Origin of the sequence: Mesorhizobium sp. LCM 4577 (genome assembly GCF_001854795.2) — a bacterium.
GTDB classification, from domain to species: Bacteria; Pseudomonadota; Alphaproteobacteria; order Rhizobiales; family Rhizobiaceae; genus Mesorhizobium; species Mesorhizobium plurifarium.
Window position 1 is genome coordinate 287,933 of the sequence record NZ_MDDU01000002.1, and the last position, 22,075, is coordinate 310,007.

The window sequence follows — 22,075 nt, forward strand, 5'->3', positions numbered from 1 at the left end:
CTATTTCAACAACCGGCCTTCGATCGACCAGCGCGCTGCCAGGAAGTTCAGCACGGCCGCGACCACGACACCGATGATCTTGGCGGGCCAGACGCCGACGGYCCCTGCCAGCACGGCGATCGAGAGGCTCGAGACGCCAAGCGAAATCAGCGCGCCCAGTGAGACGAAGCGCAGGAAGGAATGGTGGAGCCGGATACCGGGGTCCCGCTCGAACGACCACAAGCGGTTCGCCACGAAGGAGAAGAGCACCGCGACGAACCAGGCGCCGACATTGGCGGCCAAAGCCGGCACCGCGAGCTTGAGCAGCAGGAAGAATGCGGTGAGGTCGATGCCGGTGTTGACCAGCCCGACCAGCGCGAAACGGACGATCTTGTTGCCGGTCGAACGTTGCGGCTGGCTGGCGCTCATGCCCTGCCGTCCATCACGCGCGCTCCGGCCTTGTCGAGGCTGGCGCCGAAATCCTCGGAACTCAGAACCGCAAACTCGACCTCGCGCACGGCTTGCATCGGGTCTCGCGCCCGCAAAGTGTCATCGACATGGCCCGGATGGCACATGAACAAACCTTGTTCGGGCAAGGTTTCGACCGCGGCGCGCAGCGTCGAGGCGAATTTCCCCGGCTGCCGCCAGTCATAGATGCCGGAAAGCGGCGTCATGACACTGAAGCCTGCCCGTCGCATCGCGCTGTTGAAGCCGGCGGCCAGGGCGGCGATCGCCGCGATCTTGGCCGCCGCCGGGTCCAGGCCGGAAAACCCAGGCGCGCCGCGTAGCGCTGGTTTATGAGCGGCCGCGCCAAACCGGGCGAGCAGCCAATTCCGCACCACGGGAAGAAAATGCACATGCTGGTGTCCGTCGATATGGTCGGGCGGGTCAGCCAGCGCTGCGGTGAAGCGGTCGTACTGGGCGTCGAGCTCGGCATGAATGTCCCGCTCGTCGATGCGCCCGCGCCGAACCGGCAGCGCAAGGGCGGCGAGCCCGGGCAGCTTGCCTTCCGGCGCCAGGCTGGACGAACCGGTCGCCGCGATCTGATCGGTGAGGGTCAGATGCAATCCGATGGCCGCCCTTCTGCGAAAAGGCCTGATGCGCGCCGCCGCCTCTTCCCATTCGGGAAGGCCGGTCATGCAACTGGTTCCGGTCAGACGGCCGCGCGCGATGAGGTCGAGGATCGCGCCCGATACTCCCGGCGCAAGGCCGTAATCGTCGGCGATCAGGCGGATCGACCTGGTCATTTGTCGGAGGCAGCCTGCTGGACGGCATCGCCGTGCAGGACGTCGCGCACGATGTAGACGGGCCGGTCCTTGCTTTCGCTGAGCGTGACCCAGACATATTCGCCGATCAGGCCGAGCAGTGCCAGGTTGAGGCCGCCCAAAAGCACGACGGCGACCATGATGCTGGGGTAGCCAGGCACGGCGATGCCGTAGAACAGCACCTCGAAGAGCACCTTCACGCCATAGGCGAGACCGGCCAACGCCGCCAGCAATCCGATGAGGCTGATGACGCGCAGCGGGATCACGGAAAACGAGGTGAACCCTTCAAGCGAGAACGCGATCAGGTTGAACCTTGTCCATTTCGACGTGCCGCCGGCGCGGTTTTCCGGCGAATAAAGCACCGCCTTCTGGCGAAAGCCCGCCCAGGCGAATAGGCCCTTGTTGAAACGCCGCTTGTCGCGCACGCTGGTCAAGGCACGTGCCACAGCGCCGCGCATGACACGGAAGTCTCCGGCATTTTCCGGGATATCGAAACGCTGGCTGCTGTTGATCAGCTTGTAGAACAGCCGCGCCAGCTGGCTGCGCCGCCAGCTCCCCTCGCGCCGGTCGTTCTGCGCGTAGACCACGTCGATCTCAGGATTCTCGACCAGCTCGCCGATCATCTTCAGGCTGATGTCCATGGAGTGCTGGAGGTCGGAATCCATGATCAGGACCATGTCGCCGCGGGAATGATCGAGGCCGGCGAGCACAGCCGCTTCCTTGCCGAAATTGCGGCTCAGCCGCACGATCTCCCAGGAGCCCGACAATGAAGCGRCGAATGTCTCGGCGCTGCCGTCGCGGCTGCCGTCGTCGACGAGTAGCYTGCGGACCGTCATGCCGAAGCGCTCCGCCACGGCCGCTTCCAGCCTGTCGAGCAGCCCGACAAACGCGATGGCGGATTCGGCCTCGTTGAAGAACGGCGCGATGATGTCGAGCATCTCAGCCATGCGCGACGGCTCCGGCGGCTGGTGCCTTCCGTCTGTCTTGCGTCCAGAACCTGCCGATGAGCACGCTGGCGACTATGCTGATGCTGATCGGCCGGAACCACAGGTGGAAAAGATCGTGCAGTCGCAGATCGACGCTGGTCAGTCCGGTGGCGAAGAGGAGCGTTGCCAAGAACCAGCACATGGCTCCGCCTCCCTTCTCCCGCCAAAGCAAGGCGATGGCGAGACCCGCAGGCACCGCCACCATGGCATAGGTGTTCTGCTCGACCCGCGGATTGAAGACGCACATGTAGAATGYCGCGGCGAGGAAGATGGCGAGTCCGTTGACGTTGGGTTCCAGCCTGCGGTCGTACCGCAGTACCAGCCAGAGTGTGGCCAAGCCGGCGACGACGCGCACGATCGTCGCCACGGATTCAGGGATCGGCATCCCAACCCGCGTGAAAGGCGCCGTGAAGTCGGCCGGGACGAAGGGGCCGGTTGGATCGACCGTCATCGAAGTCAGCAGCCGGAAGAAATCGTGATATTGCGCGTTGATGTAGTCAGTCGACGCAAAGCCATAGGGGATGGCGAGCACGACGAGCACAGCCAGTACCAACACCGGTATCAGCCTGGGACGCAGCGCTCCCGCGAGAAGCAGCATGATGATCGCGGTCGGTTTGGCGATGATCGCAAGCGATGCCCAGAAGAAGCTCTCAGCCCGGTGTCCCTCGAGAGTCGACAATGTGAGAAACCAGCACGCCCCGGTGAGCAGGATCGTCGCCTGGCCGTTGCGAAGCGCCGCCAGCGACACCGGCAAGGCAAGGAAGAGGCCGAAGGACAGCAGCCATGTCTGCTCCTCGCCTCCAAGCTTGCGCACCTGGCGCATCGCGGCAAAGGTCAGCAAGCCGAAGCCCAGCATGTGCCACAAGATATTGCCCAGATATGGCCCGAGCTTCAGCAGTGGAACGTAGAGGACGGCGAAGGCGGGAGCGTATAGATACCCCATGGCGACGTCGACCTGATACAGCGGCTGGCCGCTTAGAAACGCTTCGCTGCCATGTCTATAGATATGGACCACCGAACGCGTGGTGGGCGACCATAGCACCAGGCCAAGCACAATCAGAAACGACCCGATCCACAGCCAAAACCCCAAACGGTCGAAGACCGGCCTGGTTACCGTCATAGCGCACCCCGCATTCCGACCAGGACGGCTTTCCCATCGCCGCTTGGCTTCAAGCGCCGGCCAGATATCACATCGAAATGAAATAGAACATCCGAGCGTGACTGTTACCGACGCGGGGCAACGGAAGGCGAAACAGCGGCGTTTTTCCGCCGCTCTCTTGTCGATCACGGTTTTGTGTTCAAATCGGCGCCCGGCTGCCTACGGCCTGATGAACACCTTTCCGTTGGGCTTGGCGAGCTCGGCCGGCAGCCGCGCCATCGCCTCGTCCAGCGGCACGACCGCCGTGACGTCGGTCGACCAGCGTCCGTCGGAAAAGCGCTTCTGCGCCTCCAGCACCGCCGGGCCCAGCCTGTCGCGGAACTGGCGCATCCATTCGGCCAGCCAGAAGCCCTCGATGCGCTTGTGCTGGAAGATCAGTTGGCCGGGTTCGCGGATCACCGTCGGCTCGGCGTCGAGCCGGCCATAGACGATCCAGCGCCCGCGTTTCGGCATGGCGGCGAAGATGGTGGAAGCCAGCGGGCCGGTGACGGCGTCGAGGAAAATGCGCGGCTGCTCGGCCTTCATCGTCTCTCGCAACGCCGCCTCGAAATCCGCCGCCTTCTCGTTGAGCACATGGGCGGCGCCGAGTTCCTTCAGCAGTGGGATCTGCTCGTCGCGACGCACCGTGACGATCGGCCGGAAGCCTGCTTCCTTCGCCAGCCCGATGATCAGCTTGCAGAGCTGGCTGGCGCCTGCGGTCATGATGAAGGCCTTTTCGCCTTCCTCTCTGACGATGTCGAACATGGCCAAGGCTGTCAGCGGATTGACGATCATCGCAGCAGCATCCTCGTCGCGTACCGTGTCGATGAGCGGGATGCAGGACGCGGCTTCGGCGACGGCATAATCCGCCCATGCGCCCCAGTTCGACACGCCGGTGGCGAAGGCGACGCGCTTGCCCGCAAGGCTTTTTGCATACGGGTCATCGCCCGTGGCGACGACAATGCCGACGCCCTCGAAACCGGCCGGCCGGCCCTTGACCCGCGGCTGGCCGTACTGGCCCTTGATGAAGGCGATGTCGGACGGGTTGATCGAGGCGAGGCTGACCTTGATCAGCGCTTGTGTCGGCCCAGGCGCCGGCACGGCGATGCTGCCGGGCTGGAGATAAGGCTCCATCGCTTCCAGCGCGGCCGCCGAAGGCGTCCTGGTGTAACCGTCGCCGACAAGCAGCAGACCCTGCATTTGCGATGGAAGCGCCATGGCCGTCAGACCTTTTCCTGCGTGTATTTCTTTAGTTCCGTGCGCGCCACCTGGCGCCGGTGCACGGCGTCCGGCCCGTCGGCCAGCCGCAATGTCCTCAAATGCGTCCAGGAGCGGGCGAGCGGCGTGTCCTGGCTGATGCCTTGCGCGCCGAACATCTGCACCGCCTCGTCTGTGACCTTCAGCGCGACGCGGGGAGCCACCACCTTGATCTGGCTGATCCAGGGCGCGGCCGCGCGAGCATCTCCCTGGTCGATCATCCACGCAGCCTTGAGGCACAAGAGCCGCGCCATCTCGATCTCCATGCGGCATTCGGCGATGATGTCGAAATTCGCGCCGAGCTTTGCCAGCGGCTGGCCGAAGGCCTCGCGCCGCACCGAACGCTGACACAGCATCTCCAGCGCCATCTCCGCCTGGCCTATGGCGCGCATGCAATGATGGATGCGGCCCGGCCCGAGCCGCCCCTGCGCGATCTCGAACCCCCTGCCCTCGCCGAGGATCAGGTTTGCCGCCGGCACCCGGACGTTGTCGAATCTCAGATGCATATGCCCATGCGGCGCGTCGTCATCGCCATAGACCTGCATGGGCCGCAGCTTGGTGATGCCCTTGCTGTCGGAAGGCACCAGGATCATCGAATGCCGGCGATGCTGCGGCTCCCCGTCCGATCCCGTCCTGACCATGACGATATAGATGGCGCAGCGCGGATCGCCCGCTCCGGAAGCCCACCATTTCTCGCCGTTCAGCACATAGTCGTCGCCCTGCCGCTCGCAGCGCATCGAAATGTTGGTGGCGTCCGAAGACGCCACGTCCGGCTCGGTCATCAGATAGGCCGAACGGATTTTCCCCTCGAGCAGCGGCTCCAGCCAATCGCGCTTGTGCGCTTGCGAGCCGTAGCGCTCCAGCACCTCCATGTTTCCGGTGTCGGGCGCCGAGCAGTTGAAGGTTTCGGCGCCGAGATGCGCCTTGCCCATCTCCTCCGCCAGATAGGCGTATTCGACGGTGGAAAGGCCGTAGCCGCGCTCGGAATCGGTGAGCCAGAAGTTCCACAGGCCGCGCTCGCGCGCCGTCTTCTTCAAGCCCTCCAGGATTTCCGTCTGCCTGGCCGTATAGGCCCAGCGGTCGCCCCCCTTGCCGACTTCGGCGAGGAACGCTTCGCCGAGCGGCGCGATCTCGTCGCGCACCATCGCCGCCACACGCTCGTGGATAGGCTTCAGCCGCTCGGTCATTCCGAGATTCATGTCCGCCATCGCTTACGCCTTTCCGAAGATAAATCTTTACCCGTGGCAAGGATGACCGTACTTCGGCTAGCCTTGTCAACGCGAGTCCTTGGGGCGAGTCCCTGGGCAAGTCCCCGGCCGGGCAGGATGCGGAGAAACATGATGAGCTATCTGGACAAGCTGTTCTCGGTCGCCGGCAAGACCGCGCTGGTGACGGGTGCTGCGACCGGCATCGGCCGCATGGTGGCGACCGGGCTGGTGCGCGCCGGCGCTCATGTGATGATCGCCTCGCGCAAGGGCGAGGATTGCGTGAAAGTCGCCAACGAATTGAACGCGCTTGGCGGCTCGGGCCATGCCGAGGGCTTTGCCGGCGACGTGTCCAGCGAAGCGGGCATCGCCGCGCTCGTCGCCGAGGTCAAGGCGCGCGCGGAGCGCCTGCATATCCTGGTCAACAATGCCGGCATTTCCTGGGGCGCGCCGCTGCAGGATTTCCCTTACCACGCCTGGGCCAAGGTGTTCGGCGTCAACGTCACCGCCGTCTTCCACCTGACCAGAGAGCTTTTGCCGCTGCTCGACGCCGCCGCGAGCGACGAGGACCCGGCCCGCGTGATCAATCTCGGCTCGGTGATGGGCACCCAGCCGCTGGCCGACGACGCTTATTCCTATGCTGCTTCGAAAGCGGCGGTGCATCATTTGACGCGTACGCTGGCGATCGAGTTCGCCGCGCGCCGCATCACCGTCAACGCCTTTGCGCCCGGCCCTTTCCAGAGCCGCATGACGGCCTTTGCCACCGCGACCGAGGAGCAGGCGAAACATGTTGGTAACCATGTTCCGCTCGGCCGTATCGGCGTGGCGGATGACATTGCCGGCGCAACGCTTTATTTGTGCAGCCGTGCCGGAAGCTATGTCACCGGCGCCATCCTGCCGATCGACGGCGGCCAGTCGGTGCAGCATGGAATGACTTTGTTCAAGGAGTAGGCGCCCGGTTCGAGGAATCGTTATCCGGGCGGGGGTGCGGAGGACATCAGCGTGGAACCGATCAGTCTCGATACGCTTCTGGCAAGCGTCGGCAAGGAGGTCGGCGTCTCGCCCTGGCGAACGGTCACGCAGCGCATGATCGACCAGTTCGCCGATGCGACCGACGACCACCAGTTCATCCATTGCGATCCGGAGCGCGCCAAGCGCGAGACGCCGTTCGGCGGCACCATCGCGCATGGCTTCCTGTCGCTGTCGCTTTTGTCGGCAATGACCTTCGAGACCATGCCGCCGATCGAAAACACCAAGATGGGTGTCAATCATGGGTTTGATACGCTGCGTTTCCTGGCGCCGGTGAAGACCGGCTCGCGCATCCGCACTCGCTTCGTGCTGGCGGACGTCAAGGTGCGGCCGTCCGGCTGGGTGCAGACGGCGCATGACGTGACCATCGAGATCGAGGGTTCGAAGAAGYCGGCCCTGACGGCGCGCTGGCTGACCTTGACGCTGATCGAGCGCCAGCCCGAGAACGCATGAGCGGCGAGGCCGGTGCCATAGACCAGGCGGCGCTTGCGCCCTATCTCGAGGCGCATATTCCGGGCTTTGCCGGCTTGTCCGCGATTGAAAAATTCAAGTCCGGCCAGTCCAATCCGACCTATCTTCTGACTGCCGCCAGCGGCCGTTATGTGCTGCGCGCCAAGCCTCCAGGACAATTGCTGAAATCCGCGCATCAGGTCGACCGGGAATTCCGGGTCATGCGGGCGCTTGCCGGCACGGCGGTGCCGGTGCCGCGCATGCTGCATCTGTCAGGCGAAGACTCCCCGATCGGCCGCATGTTCTACGTCATGGAATATGTCGATGGCCGCATCTTCTGGGATCCGTCGCTGCCGGATCTTTCCGGCAATGAAGAGCGCGCCGCGATCTACGACGCGATGAATGCGACGCTTGCCGCCATGCACGACGTCGATGTCGACGCCGTCGGCCTTGGCGATTTCGGCAAGCCCGGCAGCTATTTCGAACGCCAACTTACGCGTTGGGCCGGCCAGTACCGGGCCTCCGAAACCGAAACCATAGCCGATATCGACAGGCTGATCGCGTGGCTCGAAACGCATATGCCGGCCGATGACGGCCGCGTTTCGCTTGTCCATGGCGACTACCGGCTGGACAACATGATGTTCGCGCCGGGCGCGCCAAAAGTCATCGCGGTGCTCGACTGGGAATTGTCGACGCTCGGCCACCCCTTCGCCGACCTCGCCTATCAATGCATGCAGTGGCGCCTGCCGCATGCGTCGGGTTTTCGCGGCCTCGGCGGTGTCGATCGCGCGGCCGCCGGCCTGCCTTCCGAGGAGGCCTATGTCACCGATTACTGCCGCAGGCGCGGCATCGAGGCGATCGGCAACTGGACCTTCTTCCTGGCGTTCTCCTTCTTCCGGCTGGCGGCGATCTGCCAGGGCGTTTACCGCCGCGCCCTGGACGGCAACGCCTCCAATCCGGAAAAGGCGAGGACCTACGGCCAAGCGGTGAAGCTGCTTGCCGCGCTTGCGGTCGAACTGATCGACGAGAACAGCTGAAAGCGGGAGAGCTGGGCGATGGGCCGTTTCGATGGGATGACGGTGCTGATCACCGGCGCGACCGGTGGCCTCGGCAGCGGCGCGGCAAAGGCCTTCGCCGCCGAGGGCGCGCGGCTGGTGCTCTCCGATCTGGATGAGGCTGCGCTCGGTGGCTTCGCCGCAACACTCGACGCCGAGACGGCTCACCTTGCCGGCAATATCGCCGACGAAAACCTCTCCGAGGGTCTGGTGAAGCTTGCCGTGCAAAAGTTCGGCCGGCTCGACATCGCCGTCAACAATGCCGGCATCGTGCACAGCTTCGTGCGCCTGCCGCAGGTGGCATCGGACGAGGCGCGCCGCGTGGTCGAGGTCGACCTGCTCGGGGTCTTCTATGCCATGWAGCACCAGATTCCTCAGTTGGAGCGGCAATTCAAGGAAAGCGGCAAGGGCGGTGTCATCGTCAACATCGCCTCGGTCGCCGGCCTCTCCGGCGCGCCGAAGCTGTCGGTCTATGCAGCTGCCAAGCACGGCGTCGTCGGGCTGACGCGCTCGGCCGCCGTGGAATATGCCAGCAAGGGAATACGCATCAACGCGGTCTGCCCGGCCCACACCCGCACGGCAATGGTCGATGGCTTCGTGCGTGTCACGGGGGCGCCCGAAGCCGAAGCGCTTGCCGAGCTCACGCGCGGGGTGCCGATGAAGCGTGTCGGCGAGGTCGACGAGATCATCACCGGCATCCTTTTCCGTGCCGACCCTGACAACTCGTTCATGACCGGCCACACGCTGGCGCTCGATGGCGGCATTGGCGCCATTTGAGCGTGCCGGGGGGGACGGCTACAGCAATTCCAGGAAAAGTGTGATCGGTTTCCCGTTCGGAATTGCGTGAAAACAAAGAGATAGAGCGTCCGCAATCGTGTTAACCGAAGAGTTTGAGCGAACGTTGCGGAACCGGAACGCTCTCTTGTCCGTTCCCGTACAGCGTATATAATTTCGTCAGGCAACCAACCACAAAGGCAGCGGACATTGACGCTGAGCGTTCAGAAACGCCGCGAAAAACAGAAGGCGGAGCTTCGCTCGGAACTCGTCGCGGCGGCTCACAAGCTGGTGCAGGAAGAGGGCTATGAGGGCCTCACCATCCGTAAGCTCGCCAAGCGGGTCGGCTATGCGCCGATGTCGGTTTATTCCTATTTCGCCGACAAGCAGGACATCCTCTTCGCGCTCGCCGAGGACGCCTTCGAGACGCTCGCCCGCCGCATCGAGGAGCACTCCGCCGACGATCCGATCGAAGCGCTGCAGGCCGTGATGACMGAGTACGCGGCTTTCGGGCTCGGCAATCCCAACGAATACCGCACCGTCTTCATGACCGAGAAGACCAGGCTGCCCGAGGGGCGCAGCTATGAGGACATGGAAGAGGGCAACCCGGCCATGAAGGTGCTGATCAAACGCGTCGAGGCCTGCGTCGCCGCCGGCAGGCTCAAGGGCGATCCGCGCGCCATCGCGACCATGCTGTGGACCGTCGGCCATGGCACGATTTCGCTTCTGATCACCTTTCCGTTCTATCCTTTCGGCGACCCCGAGGCTTACGTGAAGCGCATGTGCAACTTCATGATGGCCTCGCTGTCGGAGCAGGACATCCCGCCGCTCACCGAAACCCCGATCGACTGCTGATCCTCACAGCTGTTTTTTGCGCCGCCAGCGGCTTGATTCGCCGTGGCGCGTTCTTACGTTCAAGAAAAGTTGTCGTACACGTACAGATTCCGTCTTGAATTCCGGTTCCAGTCCCCGTATGTGTACGTTGTATCGTACATGTACGAAAAAAGATGACTGGAGACGGAAAATGAAGAAGACCATCCTCGCCCTCGCCGCCGTGCTGGCTTTCTCGGGCACCGCTTTTGCCGGTGCGAACCAGCCGGCCAAGCATGCCCCGGCCGCCTGCGTTCAGACCAACACCAATGTGGTTCTCGATTGCACCGCGACCGGTTCGGTCGAAAAGGCAGACACCGCCAAGACCCAGACCAAGAGCCCGCGCCTCGGCATCGACGTCAGCCCGTGGTTCGTGCCCGGCCTGTAAGAGTAGACCACCAGCAGAAGCGACGACAACGGGCGGCACTTGGCCGCCCTTTTCGTTTCGCCTGAAGTCCGATTGCCTTCTGCGACGGCGCTACTTCTTGCGCGGCTTCATTCCAGCCACGGCCTTGGCCTTGCCGGGCTTTGCCGGCCCTCCGGGGATGGAAGTGCTGGTAATCGATACCGGATCGCTGGCCGGAAACGTGTCCTCGAGGCCTTCCTCGAGTTCTTCTTCGTCGACCTCGCGATGCCTTTCGTGCTCCAGCGAACGGACTGCCGCTGTCTTCTTGGCTGACTTCGGCGCGGATTTGGACGGCATCGGCAATCTCCCTCGCGAGCTGCGGAAACGGYCAGGGCCGACGATGGTTCCTGCCGCGCTGCTTCCCGACAGCGCAGTGTGGAGATCAGTTCGCCGCGTCGCCTGCCGCTTCCGACAGCAAAGTAAAGACATAGTCCGAGAAGGAACGCCARCATTCCACACGGAACGCGTCGGCCGCTGTGCGCAGCAGCACGATCTCGGATTTGCCGAGGATGGTGCGCGAGGCGGCACCCACCGGGAAAGCCTCGAGCGACRGGTCCTGCGGACAGCCCGAATTGACCGTCGCCGCGCCGCCAGCTCCAGTGACCGAAATCCCGACATTGCGGTGCGAGATGCCGACCGCCGAATGCAGCGCCGTCACCTTGGCGCAATCGGCGAGCGGATCCTTGCCGGTCTCGTCGATGACGAGCCATTCGTCCGGCCCGAGCCACAGCGCCGTACGCCCGTCCTTGGTCGCCGAGGTCTTCGGCTTTGTCGGCAGCGCAAGGCCGAGCGCCTTGGAAAGCGCGGCAAGCGAAGCCTGCGGCGCGCGCAGCGAGATGCGTTCGGCCGGCGGCAGCATCTCCACCTTCACGCCCGGCGCCGACAGCGTGCGGCCGGCAAGTGCTGGACGCCGCTCGACCGAAGCGGAAGCGGCGGCGGCTTTTGTCTTGGCGGCGGCCTTAGCCATTGAGGCGTTCTCCCTTCTCGTCGACGAACACCATGCCGGTGACTTCCACCTCGATCGTGCCGTTCGGCATCGGCACATAGAGCGTCTGGCCCATGCGGTCGCGGCCGCCGGCGACCAGCGCCAGCGCGATCGAACGGCCGCAATTCTCCGACCAGTAGCTGGAGGTGACGTGACCGATCATCTTCATCGGGATCGGCTGCTTCGGATCGGCGACGATCTGCGCGCCCTCTTCCAGCACGACCTTCGGGTCCTTGGTTTTCAGGCCGACAAGCTGCTTGCGGCCTTTGGCCACCAAGTCCGGCCGGGTCAGTCCCCGGATACCGACGAAGTCGGTCTTCTTCTTGCCGACCGCCCAGTCGAGCCCGGCATCGTTCGGCGTCACCGTGCCGTCGGTGTCCTGGCCGACGATGATATAGCCCTTTTCGGCGCGCAGCACGTGCATCGTCTCGGTGCCGTAGGCAGTCGCGCCATGCTTCTGGCCTTCGGCCCACAGCGCTTCCCACACCGCCTCGCCATAGTCGGCCGGCACGTTGACTTCGAAACCGCGCTCCCCGGTGAAGGACATGCGGAACAGCCTCGTCGGCACGCCGCAAATCTTGCCCTCGCGCACCGACATGTGCGGCATGGCCTCGTCCGACATGTCGATGCCTTCGACCAGCGGCGCGATGATATCCCGCGACTTCGGCCCCTGCACCGCGATCACCGCCCATTGTTCGGTGATCGAGGTCAGCCAGACATTGAGATGCGGGAACTCGGTCTGGAGGTAATCCTCCATGTGGTTCATGACGCGCGGCGCGCCGCCCGTCGTCGTCGTCACGTGGAAGCGGTCCGGCGCCAGCCGGCCGACGACGCCATCGTCATAGATGAAGCCGTCCTCGCGCAGCATGATGCCGTAGCGGCAACGCCCCGACTCCAGCTTCTCCCAAGGGTTGGTGTAGAGCAGTTCCATGAATTTCGCCGCGTCCGGCCCGACCACCTCGATCTTGCCGAGCGTCGAGGCGTCGAACAGGCCGCCGACCTTGCGCACCGTCACGCATTCGCGGTTGACGGCGGCATGCATGTCCTCGCCCGCCTTGGGGAAATACCAGGCGCGCTTCCAGTGGCCGACATCCTCGAACACCGCACCTTGGCGTGCCGCCCAGCCATGCGTCGCCGTGCGCCGGGTCGGATCGAACAGCGCGCCGCGCGCATGACCGACGATCGAGCCAAAGGTCACCGGCGTATAGGGCGCGCGGAACGTGGTGAGGCCGACCTGGGGGATCGGCTTGCCCAGCTCCTCGGCGGCGATCGCCAGGCCATGCATGTTGGACGTCTTGCCCTGGTCGGTCGCCATGCCGTTGGTGGTGAAGCGCTTGACGTGCTCGATCGAGTGCATGCCTTCATGCACCGCCTGGCGGATATCCTTGGCGGTGACGTCGTTCTGGAAATCGACGAAGGCCTTGACTGTCGTGCCCGGCCCGGCGCCGGGCCCAGCACCCAGCATGCCGCGCGACCAGCTCTCGCCGGCGTCGACCTTCGGCTTGGCGCCCTTGCCAACCTTGCCGCCGGCCTCCTTCGCCGCCTTTGCGCCGGCCGCATAAGCCTCGTCGACCGTCGCATCGAGCCCGTCGGTGCCGTTGCAGGCGCCGACCGAGACGCAATCCTGCGCATAGGCGCCGGGCACGAAGCGCCTGGTCTCGTCGTTGAAGGCGACCTTGCCGCGCGACTGCGAGAACAGATGCACCGACGGCGTCCAGCCGGCCGACATCAGGATCGCGTCTACGGGAATAGTGCGCCCGCCGCCGCCATTCTTCGGCTGCACGGTCATCGACGACACGCGCAATTTGCCGCCGGCGCTCACCACCGCGCGGCCGAAATTGATCTCGATGCCGAGCGCCCTCRCCTCGTCGATCACGGCCCCCGAAGGGTTGTCGCGCAGATCGACGATGGCGGCGATATTGACGCCGGCCTTCTTGAGGTCGATCGCGGCGGCATAGGCGGAATCATTGGCCGTATAGACGCCGACATTCCTGCCGACGGCCACGCCGTAGTGGTTGAGGTAGGTGCGCGCCGCCGAAGCCAGCATCACRCCTGGACGGTCGTTGTTGGCGAAGACCATGTGGCGCTYGATGGCGCCGGTTGCGATGACGACACGGACGGCGCGGACCTGCCACAAGCGTTCGCGCGCCAGCTCCCGGCCAGGGTTCTTGAGATGGTCGCTGACCCGCTCGACCAGGCCGACGAAATTCTGTGCGTAGTAGCCAAAAGCGGTCGTGCGGGAGAGCACGCGGACATTGTCCATCGCCTTGAGCCTGGCGATCGCCGCTTGAGCCCATGCGTAGCCGTCCTGTCCGTCGATCCTGGCGCCGCTCTCGAAGCGCAGGCTGCCGCCGAATTCGGCCTGCTCGTCGGCGATGATTACCCGCACGCCTGTTTCGGCGGCGGCAAGGGCGGCGGCGATGCCGGCGGCGCCGCCGCCGAGCACCAGCACCTCGCAATGCGCGTAGCGGGAGGCATAGTGGTCCGGGTCCGGCTTCTCGGGCGAAACGCCGAGGCCGGCGGCGGCGCGGATCTTTGGCTCGTAAAGATCCTTCCAGGCCCATTTCGGCCACATGAAGGTCTTGTAGTAGAAGCCGGCCGAGAACATCGGCGAGGCGATATCGTTGATGGCGCCGACGTCGAAAGCGAGCGACGGCCAGCGGTTCTGCGAATTGGCCGTCAGCCCGTCATAGAGCTCCTGCACGGTGGCGCGAACATTGGGCGTCTTGCGCGCATCGTCGCGCACGATCTGCACCAGCGCGTTGGGCTCCTCCGCCCCGGCCGACAGGAAGCCGCGCGGCCGGTGGTACTTGAAGGAACGGCCGACGAGATGCACGCCGTTGGCAAGCAGCGCCGAGGCAAGCGTATCGCCCGCGATGCCGGTGTAGGGCTTGTCGTCGAAGCTGAACGCAGCGGTCTTCGCCTGGCTGAGGCGACCGGCGCCGGAGATACGGAACGCGGCGTTCATTTCGAGGCTCCAGGCAGCTTCGCGGGCTTCGGCTCGCCGGCCTTGTAGGTCATGACGAACTTGTCGGTGACGGTGTCGCGCACCGCATTGAAGAAGCGCGCGCAGCCATGGATGTGGCGCCAGCGCTCATAGATGACGCCCTTGGGGTTCGCGCGGATGAAGAAGAATTTCTCGAAATCGTCGTCGCTCTCGGCGGCAATGTTGGTCGGGCGCGCGATATGCGCCTCGCCGGCATTGCGGAATTCGAGTTCCGGGCGCTCTTCCTCGCAATAGGGGCAGCGGATGAGAAGCATCTGGGTGATCCTAAAACTTGCCGTGACCGGCGCACGCGCCGGCCGGGTGAAAGCAAATCGGCTGAGCCGTCATCAATGCGCCACCGCCGCCGCGGCGGCCTCGTCGATGAGACGCCCCGTGCGGAAGCGCTCCAGCGTGAAGGGCGCGTTGATCGGGTGCGGCTCGTCCTTCGCGATCGTGTGCGCGAAGACATTGCCCGAGCCTGGCGTCGCCTTGAAACCGCCCGTGCCCCAGCCGCAATTGACGTAGAGTCCCTTGACCGGCGTCTTCGCCAAGATCGGCGAGCGGTCGGGGGTCACGTCGACGATGCCGCCCCAGGAGCGCAGCATCTTCATGCGCGTGAAGATCGGGAACATCTCGCAAATGGCGTCGAGCGTGTGCTGCAATATGTGCAGGCCGCCGGTCTGCGAATAGGAGACATACTGGTCGGTGCCGGCGCCGATGACCAGCTCGCCCTTGTCCGACTGCGAGATATAGGCGTGCACGGTGTTCGACATCACCACGCAAGGCACCACCGGCTTGATCGGCTCCGACACCAGCGCCTGCAGCGGATAGCTTTCGAGCGGCATGCGAACACCGGCCATGTTCATGATGACCGACGAGTGGCCGGCCGCGACCACGCCGACCTTCTTGGCGCCGATGAAGCCGCGCGTCGTCTCGACGCCGCTGACCGCGCCATTGGCCGCCCGCTTGATGCCGGTGACCTCGCAATTCTGGATGATGTGCACGCCCCGCGCCGAGGCGCCGCGCGCATAGCCCCAGGCCACCGCGTCATGGCGTGCCGTGCCGCCGCGCCGCTGCAAGGCCGCGCCCATCACCGGATAACGCGCATCCTTGGAGATGTTGAGCGGCGGGCAGAATTCTTTCGCCTCTTCCGGCGTCAGCCATTCATTGTCGATGCCGTTGAGGCGGTTGGCATGGATATGGCGCTTGAAGACCTGCACGTCGTGCACATTGTGCGCCAGCATCATGACGCCGCGCGCCGAATACATGACGTTGTAGTTGAGCTCCTGGGAAAGCCCATCCCACAGCTTCAGCGCATGGTCGTAGATGCCGGCGCTTTCGTCATAGAGGTAGTTGGAGCGGATGATGGTGGTGTTGCGGCCGGTGTTGCCGCCGCCGAGCCAGCCCTTCTCCAGCACCGCGATGTTGGTGATGCCGTGCTCGCTCGCCAGGTAGTAGGCCGTCGCCAGGCCGTGACCGCCGGCGCCGACGATGATGACGTCGTATTCCTTCTTCGGCTCGGGCGAAGTCCACTGCTCTTCCCAGCCCTTGTGGCCGCGCATCGCCTCGCGGGCGATGGCGAATACCGAGTATTTCTTCACGTTAAGCCTCGCGCCAAAATCGCGGATGTCGTTCGGGCCTCTCCCGTCACGCGAGGTCTATCACTAGCGAAACCGCGATGTCATCCTTGCGCTGTTTGCGACGGCGCTTGCCGCTTTGCGCCAGCGTCATGCAATGTCCGCGCGACGGTGGCAAGGCAGCTTTCGGGTGGCTGCATCCATGCACATTTGCGACCCAAGCATCCAACCGCCGGCAGCCCGGCACAAAGGAAGGATGCAAGAACATGCTCACCCTGACAAACAAGGTCGCCATCGTTACCGGCGCAAGTTCCGGCATCGGCCGCGCCACTGCCAGGCTGTTCGCCGAGCAAGGCGCAAGCCTGGTCGTCGCCGCCCGGCGTCAGGCCGAGCTCGACGCGCTCGTCGGCGAGATCGAGGATGCCGGCGGCGCAGCGGCCGCGCTTGCCGGCGACGTAAGGAACGAAACCTATGCGAAGGCCTTGGTGGAACTCGCCATTGCGCGTTTTGGCGGCCTCGACATCGCCTTCAACAATGCCGGCGCCGTCGGCGCGATGGGGCCGGTGCCCGACATGGCGCCGGCGACCTGGCATGAGACAATGGACACCAACCTGACCAGCGCCTATCTCGCCGCCAGGCACCAGATCCCGGCAATGCTGGAGCGCGGCGGCGGTTCGCTGATCTTCACCTCGAGCTTTGTCGGCTACACCGCCGGCATGCCGGGCATGGCGGCCTATGCCGCGGCCAAAGCCGGCCTGATCGGGCTGACGCAGGTGCTGGCCGCCGAATACGGCCCAAGAGGTTTGCGCGTCAACGCGTTGCTGCCCGGCGGCACCGACACGCCCGGCGCGACCACGACCACGCCCGAGGCGCGCGCCTTCGTCGAAGGCATCCATGCCTTGAAGCGCATGGCGCAGCCGCAAGAGATCGCCTGCTCGGCGCTTTATCTGGCCTCCGACGCATCGAGCTTCACCACCGGCACGGCCTTGTTTGCCGATGGCGGCGTCTCGATCAACCGGACGTGATCCGGCCAGCAAGCTGGAAACGTGCTCATCCGCTGAAATGTCGCGGCGCGGCCTTGCATTTCGGCGCGAATTGACGATTTCGTTTCCCGTCAGAATGGACGGGGAACGATGCTGCTGATCAGAACCTATGTAGCCCAGAGCGCCATCGAAGGCGTCGGCGTCTTCGCCGCCGAGCCGATCCGCCGAGGCGCTTCGATCTGGCGGCTCGACCCGGATTTCGACCGGCTGATCCCGATGGACAAATACGAGGCCGCGCCGCCGCATCTGCGCGAGTTGCTCGACCGCTACGCCTATCCGAGCCCGGACAAGCCCGGCTTCATGGTCTATGAGGTCGACAATGGCCGTTTCATGAACCATTCGGAACGACCGAATACGGATTTCTCTCAATATGGCGGCGCCACCRCCATTCGCGACATCGCCGCCGGCGAGGAAATCACCTGCGATTATGGCGAGTTTTTCGAGGACTTTGCGCGCCTCCATCTGACGACCGCATAGGGCGAACAAACGTTGGCGTGCAGCGCTCGGGTTTTTGATCGCTGTTTCGCGCAATCAGAGGTGGACATCCCAGCCTGATTCTGCTATCAGCCGCCACAATTCGCGGTGCAGCTCGCCGCGGAGGCATCCCGGCTATGGCCGATTGCCTAACGATTTCAAACCCGAAGACAGGATTGCCCGTGCAGGTACTCGTCCGCGACAACAACGTTGATCAGGCGCTTCGCGCGCTGAAGAAGAAGATGCAGCGCGAAGGTATTTTCCGCGAAATGAAGATGCGCGGTCACTACGAGAAGCCGTCCGAGAAGCGTGCCCGCGAGAAGGCCGAGGCCGTGCGCCGCGCCCGCAAGCTGGCCCGTAAGCGCGCCCAGCGCGAAGGCCTGCTGCCGATGACCCCGCGCCCGGCTCCGGCTGGTGCTGCCGGCGCATCGCGCTCGCCGCGCTCATAACGCCAATTTTTCGTCCTTTTCGAAGGATACCGAGGGTGGCGCGATGCGAAATCGCCGCCACCTTTTTGTTTATAGATTCGAGCCGGTTCGGAGAGGGAACGGACTGACGGCGCCGCGGCAGTGAGGACAAAGATGAACGCTATTACCGTAGAGCGCGGAACCGCTTTTCGCGGCTTCGCCCTGACGGCGGCCCTGTTTTCGGGTCTGGTGCTTGCAGCATGCCAGACAAGCCCGACAGGTGAGTTCAACTCGATCGACAAGGCGCAGGGGTCGAGCGAGAACATCTCCTCGCTTTCGGCCGTCATCCAGCGCAATCCGCAGGATCCCGAGGGCTATAATGTGCGCGGCTCGGCCTATGGCCGCGGCGGCCAGTACCAGGCGGCGCTCAAGGACTTCAACCAGGCCATCCAGCTCAATCCGAACTTCTACCAGGCCTATTCGAACCGCGCGCTGATCCAGCGCTTCCTCGGCAATCAGCAAGCGGCTCTGGCCGACTACAACCGCGCGATCCAGATCAATGCCAACTACGACGCCGCCTATATCGGCCGCGGCAATCTCTACCGCAAGGCGGGCCGCACCCAGGATGCCTTCAACGACTTCCAGAAGGCGATCCAGCTCGACACCACCGACGCCCGCGCCTACCACAATCGCGGCCTGATCTATCAGAGCCAGGGCCAGCACAAATTCGCCATCGAGGATTTCTCGACCGCGATCTCGCTGGCGCCGGACGCCGCCGAGCCCTACAACGGCCGCGGCCTCTCCTACCTGGCGACGGGCGACGAGGACAACGCCTTCTCCGACTTCAACATGGCCATCAAGCTCGACGGCAAGAATGCCGAGGCCTGGGCCAACCAGGCGCTGATCTACGAGCGGCGCGGCGACAAGGGACGGGCGGCCAAGTCCTATCGCGAGGCGGTCCACCTCGATCCCAACTACCAGCCGGCCAAGGACGGCCTTTCGCGCACCGGTGGCAACGCCAGCTGATCGGAAGCTGACGCCGCCGGAAGGGGTGTATCGCACGACGCCCGGTCACCGCCGGCGGCCGCCGTGTTGCGCCGCGGCGACGCCGATAGCGATCCGTTAATCGCCCAGGGCAACGCGTTAACCTTCGCCATGTTCGCGCCAAGTTTTCGGCGGAACGCTCGACACACCTCGATCGTTAAGCCGGGGCCAAATTTTCGCGAAAGGACCTTTCCAATGATCAAATCCCTTGCCTGTGCCGCTGCCGCGCTTGCCGCCACGGTCCTCGCTTCTCCGGTCAGCGCCGGCACGCTGCGCCTTGGCACGCTCGATTGCACCATCGATGGCGGCATCGGCTACGTCATCACCTCMAACAAGGGTGTGTCGTGCACCTTCCGTCCCTATCATCACGGTCCGGCGGAACAGTACACCGGCATGATCTCCAAGCTCGGCGTCGACCTTGGCCAGACGCATCAGGGCCAGCTCGTCTGGGCAGTGCTTGCCGGCACGCGTCATCATGAGGCGGGCGACCTCGCCGGCAGCTACTACGGCGTCAACGCCGAGGCTTCCGTGGTGACCGGCGGCGGCGCCAATCTCCTGGTCGGCGGCCTCGACGGCGCCTTCATGCTGGAGCCGCTCAGCGTCCAGGCGCAGACCGGCGTCAACCTGGCCGTCGCGGTGGCCTCGCTGGATCTCGTCCACTCCTACAAATAGCCGCCGCAGAACCACGGCACTCCGCGGGGCCGCGCCTTCTACGAAGGCGCGGCCTTCGCATATTATGCAGCCATCGATCGCGGTCGGAAGCACGAGCGCCGCCAGAATATCGATTGCGTGTGGCGGCTTTGCTTATCTTGTGTTATCAAGCTGAGGTGTTGGTGGCAATCGCCGGCAGAGGGGCAGCCGCCCAACAGATGCAAAGACATCGTTGACTGCAATTCTTGTTGCAGGTCCGGGAGGCTGTGATGGATTTCATCGAGCGGTTATTCGGATTTTCGCCTGACGGCGGCTCAGGATCTTTCGAACTTCTTTTGATCCTTGCACCGTTCCTGGTCGCTGCGGTCTGGTTCTATATGCGTCGGCAACGACGCTGACGGCCCGAGACAGGCCGTGAGCCCGGTCCCCAAAATATTGGAATTCCTGAGGGCGATCGTCGACGCCTTCAAGGAGTGGCCAGACAATCTGCGCCGGATAGCCGGGCAGATTTGCGCGCGCGTCAGGTTGATTTGCGAAAGAGCCAAGCTCCCTAGCCGGCTCGACCGGAGCGGGCCGCAACGCTGCGTCAAGATCAGCGACCCCGCTTACAAGCGGCCGGACCCTTTGATCTACGCTCAGTACTATCTGATGGGCCAGGGCCTGGCTGTCACCTGGGACAATCCGGATATCGAGATCAAGCGCGGTGGCGCCACCGTCCCGCCGCATATGCTGGAGCCGGACACCGAATATGAGGTGGTCGCGCGCATCTGGAACAACTCGACCGAGGCGCCGGTCGTCGATCTGCCGGTGAAGTTCTCCTATCTGAGTTTCGGCATCGGGACCACCTCGACCTGGATAGACGAGGCAAAGACCGATCTCGGAGTCAAAGGCGGCGCAAATCATCCGGCCTTCGCTTCGGTCAAATGGCGCACGCCGGCCGACCCCGGCCATTACTGCATTCAGGTGCTGCTCGATTGGCTGGACGACGTGAACCCCAACAACAACCTCGGGCAGGACAACACCACCGTCGGCGTCGCCCATTCCCCGGCAAAGTTCGAATTCCGTCTGCGCAACGGCGAACGGGAGAGGGCCGAGTTTCGGCTTGAAGCCGACGCCTATGCATTGCCTGAATTGCCGATCTGCGGCGAGCGGCCCCGTCCGAGGCCATCCCGCCGGCCGCTGCGCACCTTTCCCGGCACCATCGCGGCAGTGCCTGCCGGCCATACCCGTCAGGCACATCCCATTCCCTCCGGCTGGCTTGTCACCTTCGACCCGGCGCAAGCCGCCCTCGGTCCCGGAGAAGAAATTTCCGTCGCCGTCAATATCGAGCCACCGGCCGGCTTCACCGGCCGCAAGGCGATCAACGTCCACGCCTTCTCGGCGCGCGGACTTGCCGGCGGCGTGACGCTTTATGTCGAACGGTAGGAACCGCCATGGCTTACCGGCACTACACGAAATGCATTTCGGTCGGAAATCATATCGGTAAGCAATATGCGCAGGTGATCATTGCCGCTGCCGTGGTTGCGCTGCCGCTGATCCTGGTCGGCGTCGTTGCCGGGCCGGCGGTCCTGCTGGTCGCCCTCGCGGCCATCCTCGCATACTGCCGCTGGTGGCTTTACGATCGGCTGGTCTGCCTTGGCGGCGACGAATGTGCGGTTGGCTGGCTGCTCAAGATCGATCCGCCACAGGAGAAGTCCGGTCTCGATCGCTTCGATACCGACTACAGTCTCAATCTGGTCCCGGGAAACGTCTTCGAATTCACGCCGCAGGCCGAGGCCGAGAAGATCCAGCCGTTCGGACGCCTGCTCGCCAACACCCCTACCATCAAGAATGCGGGCCTCGATTGGCAGGGACTGGAGGCACGTCAGTGGGCCAATGACGACCCTACCGCGGTGCTTCACTGCGAATTCGAAGGCGCCGGCGTCTACGATCTGATGATCGCCTGCCTTGCCGCGATCCCCGTGGCCACCGCAGCCGCGGTGGCTTGCGCCATTCCCTTCTTCGGATGGATCGCATGCGCGATCCTGACGGTCATCGCGGCCGCAATCGTCATAGTCGGCGGCATCGTCGGCATTCTCGACACGGCCAATCCAACCGATGTCGACGAGAATCTCGGCGACCTTCACGTCAATGATCCGACGCGGCGCGGCGCCGACATCCTGTTCGTCAAGGGGACGTGGGTCTATGATTCCGCCCATGAAGGCTGGAATGAGATCCACCCGATCAAGCACTGTCAGAAGATCGGCACATGGAACGGCAGCTGGAACGAATCTTCGGTTCCGGACGGCAGCTCCGACCGCTGGTGCGAGGCCGTGGATTCAGCTGGCTCGCCGTTGACCGTCGCAGCCCAACAGGATCCGGAAAACCAGTGGACCATCCATCCCGTCATCGACGGTTGCCGTCGTCTATCCGAACCCGAGCCGGACCCTGTTCACTGATTTCCCGGACATATCCCGCGTGCCTTCACCTTCCGGTGGTGCGGCAAGCTGACTGG

General features: G+C 64.3%; 25 protein-coding genes. 14 read left to right on the top strand and 11 right to left on the bottom strand.

Going from position 1 to position 22,075, the window contains the following annotated elements:
• The 6 genes from LCM4577_RS05880 to LCM4577_RS05905 are packed head-to-tail and all read right to left on the bottom strand — an operon-like array spanning window position 1 to window position 5,833.
• Window positions 1–408: a GtrA family protein gene (locus LCM4577_RS05880; RefSeq protein WP_071070171.1), complete on the bottom strand. Its 408-nt coding sequence runs from the start codon at window positions 406–408 to the stop codon at window positions 1–3.
• Window positions 405–1,226, bottom strand: a complete 822-nt coding sequence (locus LCM4577_RS05885) for a ChbG/HpnK family deacetylase (protein WP_071070174.1) — start codon at window positions 1,224–1,226, stop codon at window positions 405–407. The genes LCM4577_RS05880 and LCM4577_RS05885 overlap by 4 nt, the downstream gene beginning before the upstream one ends.
• On the bottom strand, window positions 1,223–2,191 hold the full coding sequence (locus tag LCM4577_RS05890; protein ID WP_071070176.1) for a glycosyltransferase family 2 protein: 969 nt from the start codon (window positions 2,189–2,191) through the stop codon (window positions 1,223–1,225). The genes LCM4577_RS05885 and LCM4577_RS05890 overlap by 4 nt, the downstream gene beginning before the upstream one ends.
• Window positions 2,184–3,518 carry a glycosyltransferase family 87 protein gene (locus LCM4577_RS05895; RefSeq protein WP_244508228.1) on the bottom strand — a complete coding sequence of 445 codons (1,335 nt, stop codon included), beginning with the start codon at window positions 3,516–3,518 and terminating at the stop codon, window positions 2,184–2,186. Before LCM4577_RS05895 ends, LCM4577_RS05890 begins: the two co-directional genes overlap by 8 nt.
• 30 nt (window positions 3,519–3,548) lie before the next feature.
• The gene (locus LCM4577_RS05900) at window positions 3,549–4,586 is read right to left on the bottom strand and encodes a zinc-binding dehydrogenase (protein WP_071070180.1); all 1,038 of its coding nucleotides are present in this window, start codon (window positions 4,584–4,586) and stop codon (window positions 3,549–3,551) included.
• Between the two features lie 5 nt (window positions 4,587–4,591).
• Window positions 4,592–5,833 carry an acyl-CoA dehydrogenase family protein gene (locus LCM4577_RS05905; RefSeq protein WP_041012612.1) on the bottom strand — a complete coding sequence of 414 codons (1,242 nt, stop codon included), beginning with the start codon at window positions 5,831–5,833 and terminating at the stop codon, window positions 4,592–4,594.
• A 132-nt stretch (window positions 5,834–5,965) separates the two neighbouring features.
• Between LCM4577_RS05905 and LCM4577_RS05910 the strand changes: the two genes are divergently transcribed.
• The 6 genes from LCM4577_RS05910 (at window position 5,966) to LCM4577_RS05935 (ending at window position 10,396) form a co-directional block, all read left to right on the top strand.
• Complete coding sequence (locus LCM4577_RS05910; RefSeq protein ID WP_041004994.1) at window positions 5,966–6,781, top strand: SDR family oxidoreductase; 816 nt, start codon at window positions 5,966–5,968, stop codon at window positions 6,779–6,781.
• 51 nt (window positions 6,782–6,832) lie between these two features.
• Window positions 6,833–7,312: a MaoC family dehydratase gene (locus tag LCM4577_RS05915; RefSeq protein ID WP_071070182.1), complete on the top strand. Its 480-nt coding sequence runs from the start codon at window positions 6,833–6,835 to the stop codon at window positions 7,310–7,312.
• Window positions 7,309–8,346 carry a phosphotransferase gene (locus LCM4577_RS05920; RefSeq protein ID WP_071070184.1) on the top strand — a complete coding sequence of 346 codons (1,038 nt, stop codon included), beginning with the start codon at window positions 7,309–7,311 and terminating at the stop codon, window positions 8,344–8,346. Before LCM4577_RS05915 ends, LCM4577_RS05920 begins: the two co-directional genes overlap by 4 nt.
• Window positions 8,347–8,364: 18 nt before the next feature.
• Window positions 8,365–9,141 (top strand): SDR family NAD(P)-dependent oxidoreductase, encoded by a 777-nt coding sequence (locus tag LCM4577_RS05925; protein WP_071070185.1) that lies wholly within the window; start codon window positions 8,365–8,367, stop codon window positions 9,139–9,141.
• Between the two features lie 207 nt (window positions 9,142–9,348).
• Entirely contained in the window at window positions 9,349–9,993 is a 645-nt protein-coding gene (locus LCM4577_RS05930; RefSeq protein WP_040990168.1) for a TetR/AcrR family transcriptional regulator, read from the top strand.
• 169 nt (window positions 9,994–10,162) lie between these two features.
• Window positions 10,163–10,396 carry a hypothetical protein gene (locus tag LCM4577_RS05935; protein ID WP_040990169.1) on the top strand — a complete coding sequence of 78 codons (234 nt, stop codon included), beginning with the start codon at window positions 10,163–10,165 and terminating at the stop codon, window positions 10,394–10,396.
• Between the two features lie 90 nt (window positions 10,397–10,486).
• Here the strand turns inward: LCM4577_RS05935 and LCM4577_RS05940 are convergent, their stop codons facing one another.
• The 5 genes from LCM4577_RS05940 to LCM4577_RS05960 all read right to left on the bottom strand — a co-directional run bounded on the left by LCM4577_RS05940 (window position 10,487) and on the right by LCM4577_RS05960 (window position 15,986).
• A complete protein-coding gene (locus LCM4577_RS05940) occupies window positions 10,487–10,711 on the bottom strand; it encodes a hypothetical protein (protein WP_071032842.1) in 225 nt (74 codons plus the stop codon).
• 85 nt (window positions 10,712–10,796) lie between these two features.
• Window positions 10,797–11,381 (bottom strand): sarcosine oxidase subunit gamma, encoded by a 585-nt coding sequence (locus tag LCM4577_RS05945; RefSeq protein ID WP_071070187.1) that lies wholly within the window; start codon window positions 11,379–11,381, stop codon window positions 10,797–10,799.
• Window positions 11,374–14,367, bottom strand: a complete 2,994-nt coding sequence (locus tag LCM4577_RS05950) for a sarcosine oxidase subunit alpha (RefSeq protein ID WP_071070189.1) — start codon at window positions 14,365–14,367, stop codon at window positions 11,374–11,376. The genes LCM4577_RS05945 and LCM4577_RS05950 overlap by 8 nt, the downstream gene beginning before the upstream one ends.
• On the bottom strand, window positions 14,364–14,660 hold the full coding sequence (locus tag LCM4577_RS05955) for a sarcosine oxidase subunit delta (protein WP_040997306.1): 297 nt from the start codon (window positions 14,658–14,660) through the stop codon (window positions 14,364–14,366). The genes LCM4577_RS05950 and LCM4577_RS05955 overlap by 4 nt, the downstream gene beginning before the upstream one ends.
• A 72-nt stretch (window positions 14,661–14,732) precedes the next feature.
• Window positions 14,733–15,986: a sarcosine oxidase subunit beta gene (locus LCM4577_RS05960; protein ID WP_041004846.1), complete on the bottom strand. Its 1,254-nt coding sequence runs from the start codon at window positions 15,984–15,986 to the stop codon at window positions 14,733–14,735.
• Window positions 15,987–16,228: 242 nt separating this feature from the next.
• Between LCM4577_RS05960 and LCM4577_RS05965 the strand changes: the two genes are divergently transcribed.
• The 8 genes from LCM4577_RS05965 to LCM4577_RS06000 all read left to right on the top strand — a co-directional run bounded on the left by LCM4577_RS05965 (window position 16,229) and on the right by LCM4577_RS06000 (window position 22,019).
• On the top strand, window positions 16,229–16,987 hold the full coding sequence (locus LCM4577_RS05965) for an SDR family oxidoreductase (protein WP_071070191.1): 759 nt from the start codon (window positions 16,229–16,231) through the stop codon (window positions 16,985–16,987).
• A 108-nt stretch (window positions 16,988–17,095) separates the two neighbouring features.
• The gene (locus LCM4577_RS05970; RefSeq protein ID WP_071070193.1) at window positions 17,096–17,482 is read left to right on the top strand and encodes an SET domain-containing protein; all 387 of its coding nucleotides are present in this window, start codon (window positions 17,096–17,098) and stop codon (window positions 17,480–17,482) included.
• Window positions 17,483–17,661: 179 nt separating this feature from the next.
• The gene (gene rpsU, locus LCM4577_RS05975; RefSeq protein WP_027165252.1) at window positions 17,662–17,928 is read left to right on the top strand and encodes a 30S ribosomal protein S21; all 267 of its coding nucleotides are present in this window, start codon (window positions 17,662–17,664) and stop codon (window positions 17,926–17,928) included.
• A 132-nt stretch (window positions 17,929–18,060) separates the two neighbouring features.
• Entirely contained in the window at window positions 18,061–18,912 is an 852-nt protein-coding gene (locus tag LCM4577_RS05980) for a tetratricopeptide repeat protein (protein ID WP_071070195.1), read from the top strand.
• Between the two features lie 213 nt (window positions 18,913–19,125).
• Window positions 19,126–19,602: a DUF992 domain-containing protein gene (locus LCM4577_RS05985; protein ID WP_071032831.1), complete on the top strand. Its 477-nt coding sequence runs from the start codon at window positions 19,126–19,128 to the stop codon at window positions 19,600–19,602.
• Between the two features lie 248 nt (window positions 19,603–19,850).
• Entirely contained in the window at window positions 19,851–19,979 is a 129-nt protein-coding gene (locus tag LCM4577_RS05990) for a hypothetical protein (protein WP_274534965.1), read from the top strand.
• Window positions 19,980–19,995: 16 nt separating this feature from the next.
• Window positions 19,996–21,006 (top strand): hypothetical protein, encoded by a 1,011-nt coding sequence (locus tag LCM4577_RS05995; RefSeq protein WP_131803425.1) that lies wholly within the window; start codon window positions 19,996–19,998, stop codon window positions 21,004–21,006.
• A gap of 8 nt (window positions 21,007–21,014) precedes the next feature.
• On the top strand, window positions 21,015–22,019 hold the full coding sequence (locus tag LCM4577_RS06000; protein WP_071070199.1) for a hypothetical protein: 1,005 nt from the start codon (window positions 21,015–21,017) through the stop codon (window positions 22,017–22,019).
• Window positions 22,020–22,075: the final 56 nt, after the last annotated feature.

Bases quoted from the DNA above. Each gene is read 5' to 3' on its own strand.
- LCM4577_RS05955 (WP_040997306.1), bottom strand. From the start codon at position 14,660: ATGCTTCTCATCCGCTGCCCCTATTGCGAGGAAGAGCGCCCGGAACTC.
- LCM4577_RS06000 (WP_071070199.1), top strand. From the start codon at position 21,015: ATGGCTTACCGGCACTACACGAAATGCATTTCGGTCGGAAATCATATC.
- LCM4577_RS05965 (WP_071070191.1), top strand. From the start codon at position 16,229: ATGCTCACCCTGACAAACAAGGTCGCCATCGTTACCGGCGCAAGTTCC.
- LCM4577_RS05980 (WP_071070195.1), top strand. From the start codon at position 18,061: ATGAACGCTATTACCGTAGAGCGCGGAACCGCTTTTCGCGGCTTCGCC.
- LCM4577_RS05910 (WP_041004994.1), top strand. From the start codon at position 5,966: ATGAGCTATCTGGACAAGCTGTTCTCGGTCGCCGGCAAGACCGCGCTG.
- LCM4577_RS05885 (WP_071070174.1), bottom strand. From the start codon at position 1,226: ATGACCAGGTCGATCCGCCTGATCGCCGACGATTACGGCCTTGCGCCG.
- LCM4577_RS05935 (WP_040990169.1), top strand. From the start codon at position 10,163: ATGAAGAAGACCATCCTCGCCCTCGCCGCCGTGCTGGCTTTCTCGGGC.
- LCM4577_RS05990 (WP_274534965.1), top strand. From the start codon at position 19,851: ATGGATTTCATCGAGCGGTTATTCGGATTTTCGCCTGACGGCGGCTCA.
- LCM4577_RS05940 (WP_071032842.1), bottom strand. From the start codon at position 10,711: ATGCCGTCCAAATCCGCGCCGAAGTCAGCCAAGAAGACAGCGGCAGTC.
- LCM4577_RS05900 (WP_071070180.1), bottom strand. From the start codon at position 4,586: ATGGCGCTTCCATCGCAAATGCAGGGTCTGCTGCTTGTCGGCGACGGT.
- LCM4577_RS05905 (WP_041012612.1), bottom strand. From the start codon at position 5,833: ATGGCGGACATGAATCTCGGAATGACCGAGCGGCTGAAGCCTATCCAC.
- LCM4577_RS05920 (WP_071070184.1), top strand. From the start codon at position 7,309: ATGAGCGGCGAGGCCGGTGCCATAGACCAGGCGGCGCTTGCGCCCTAT.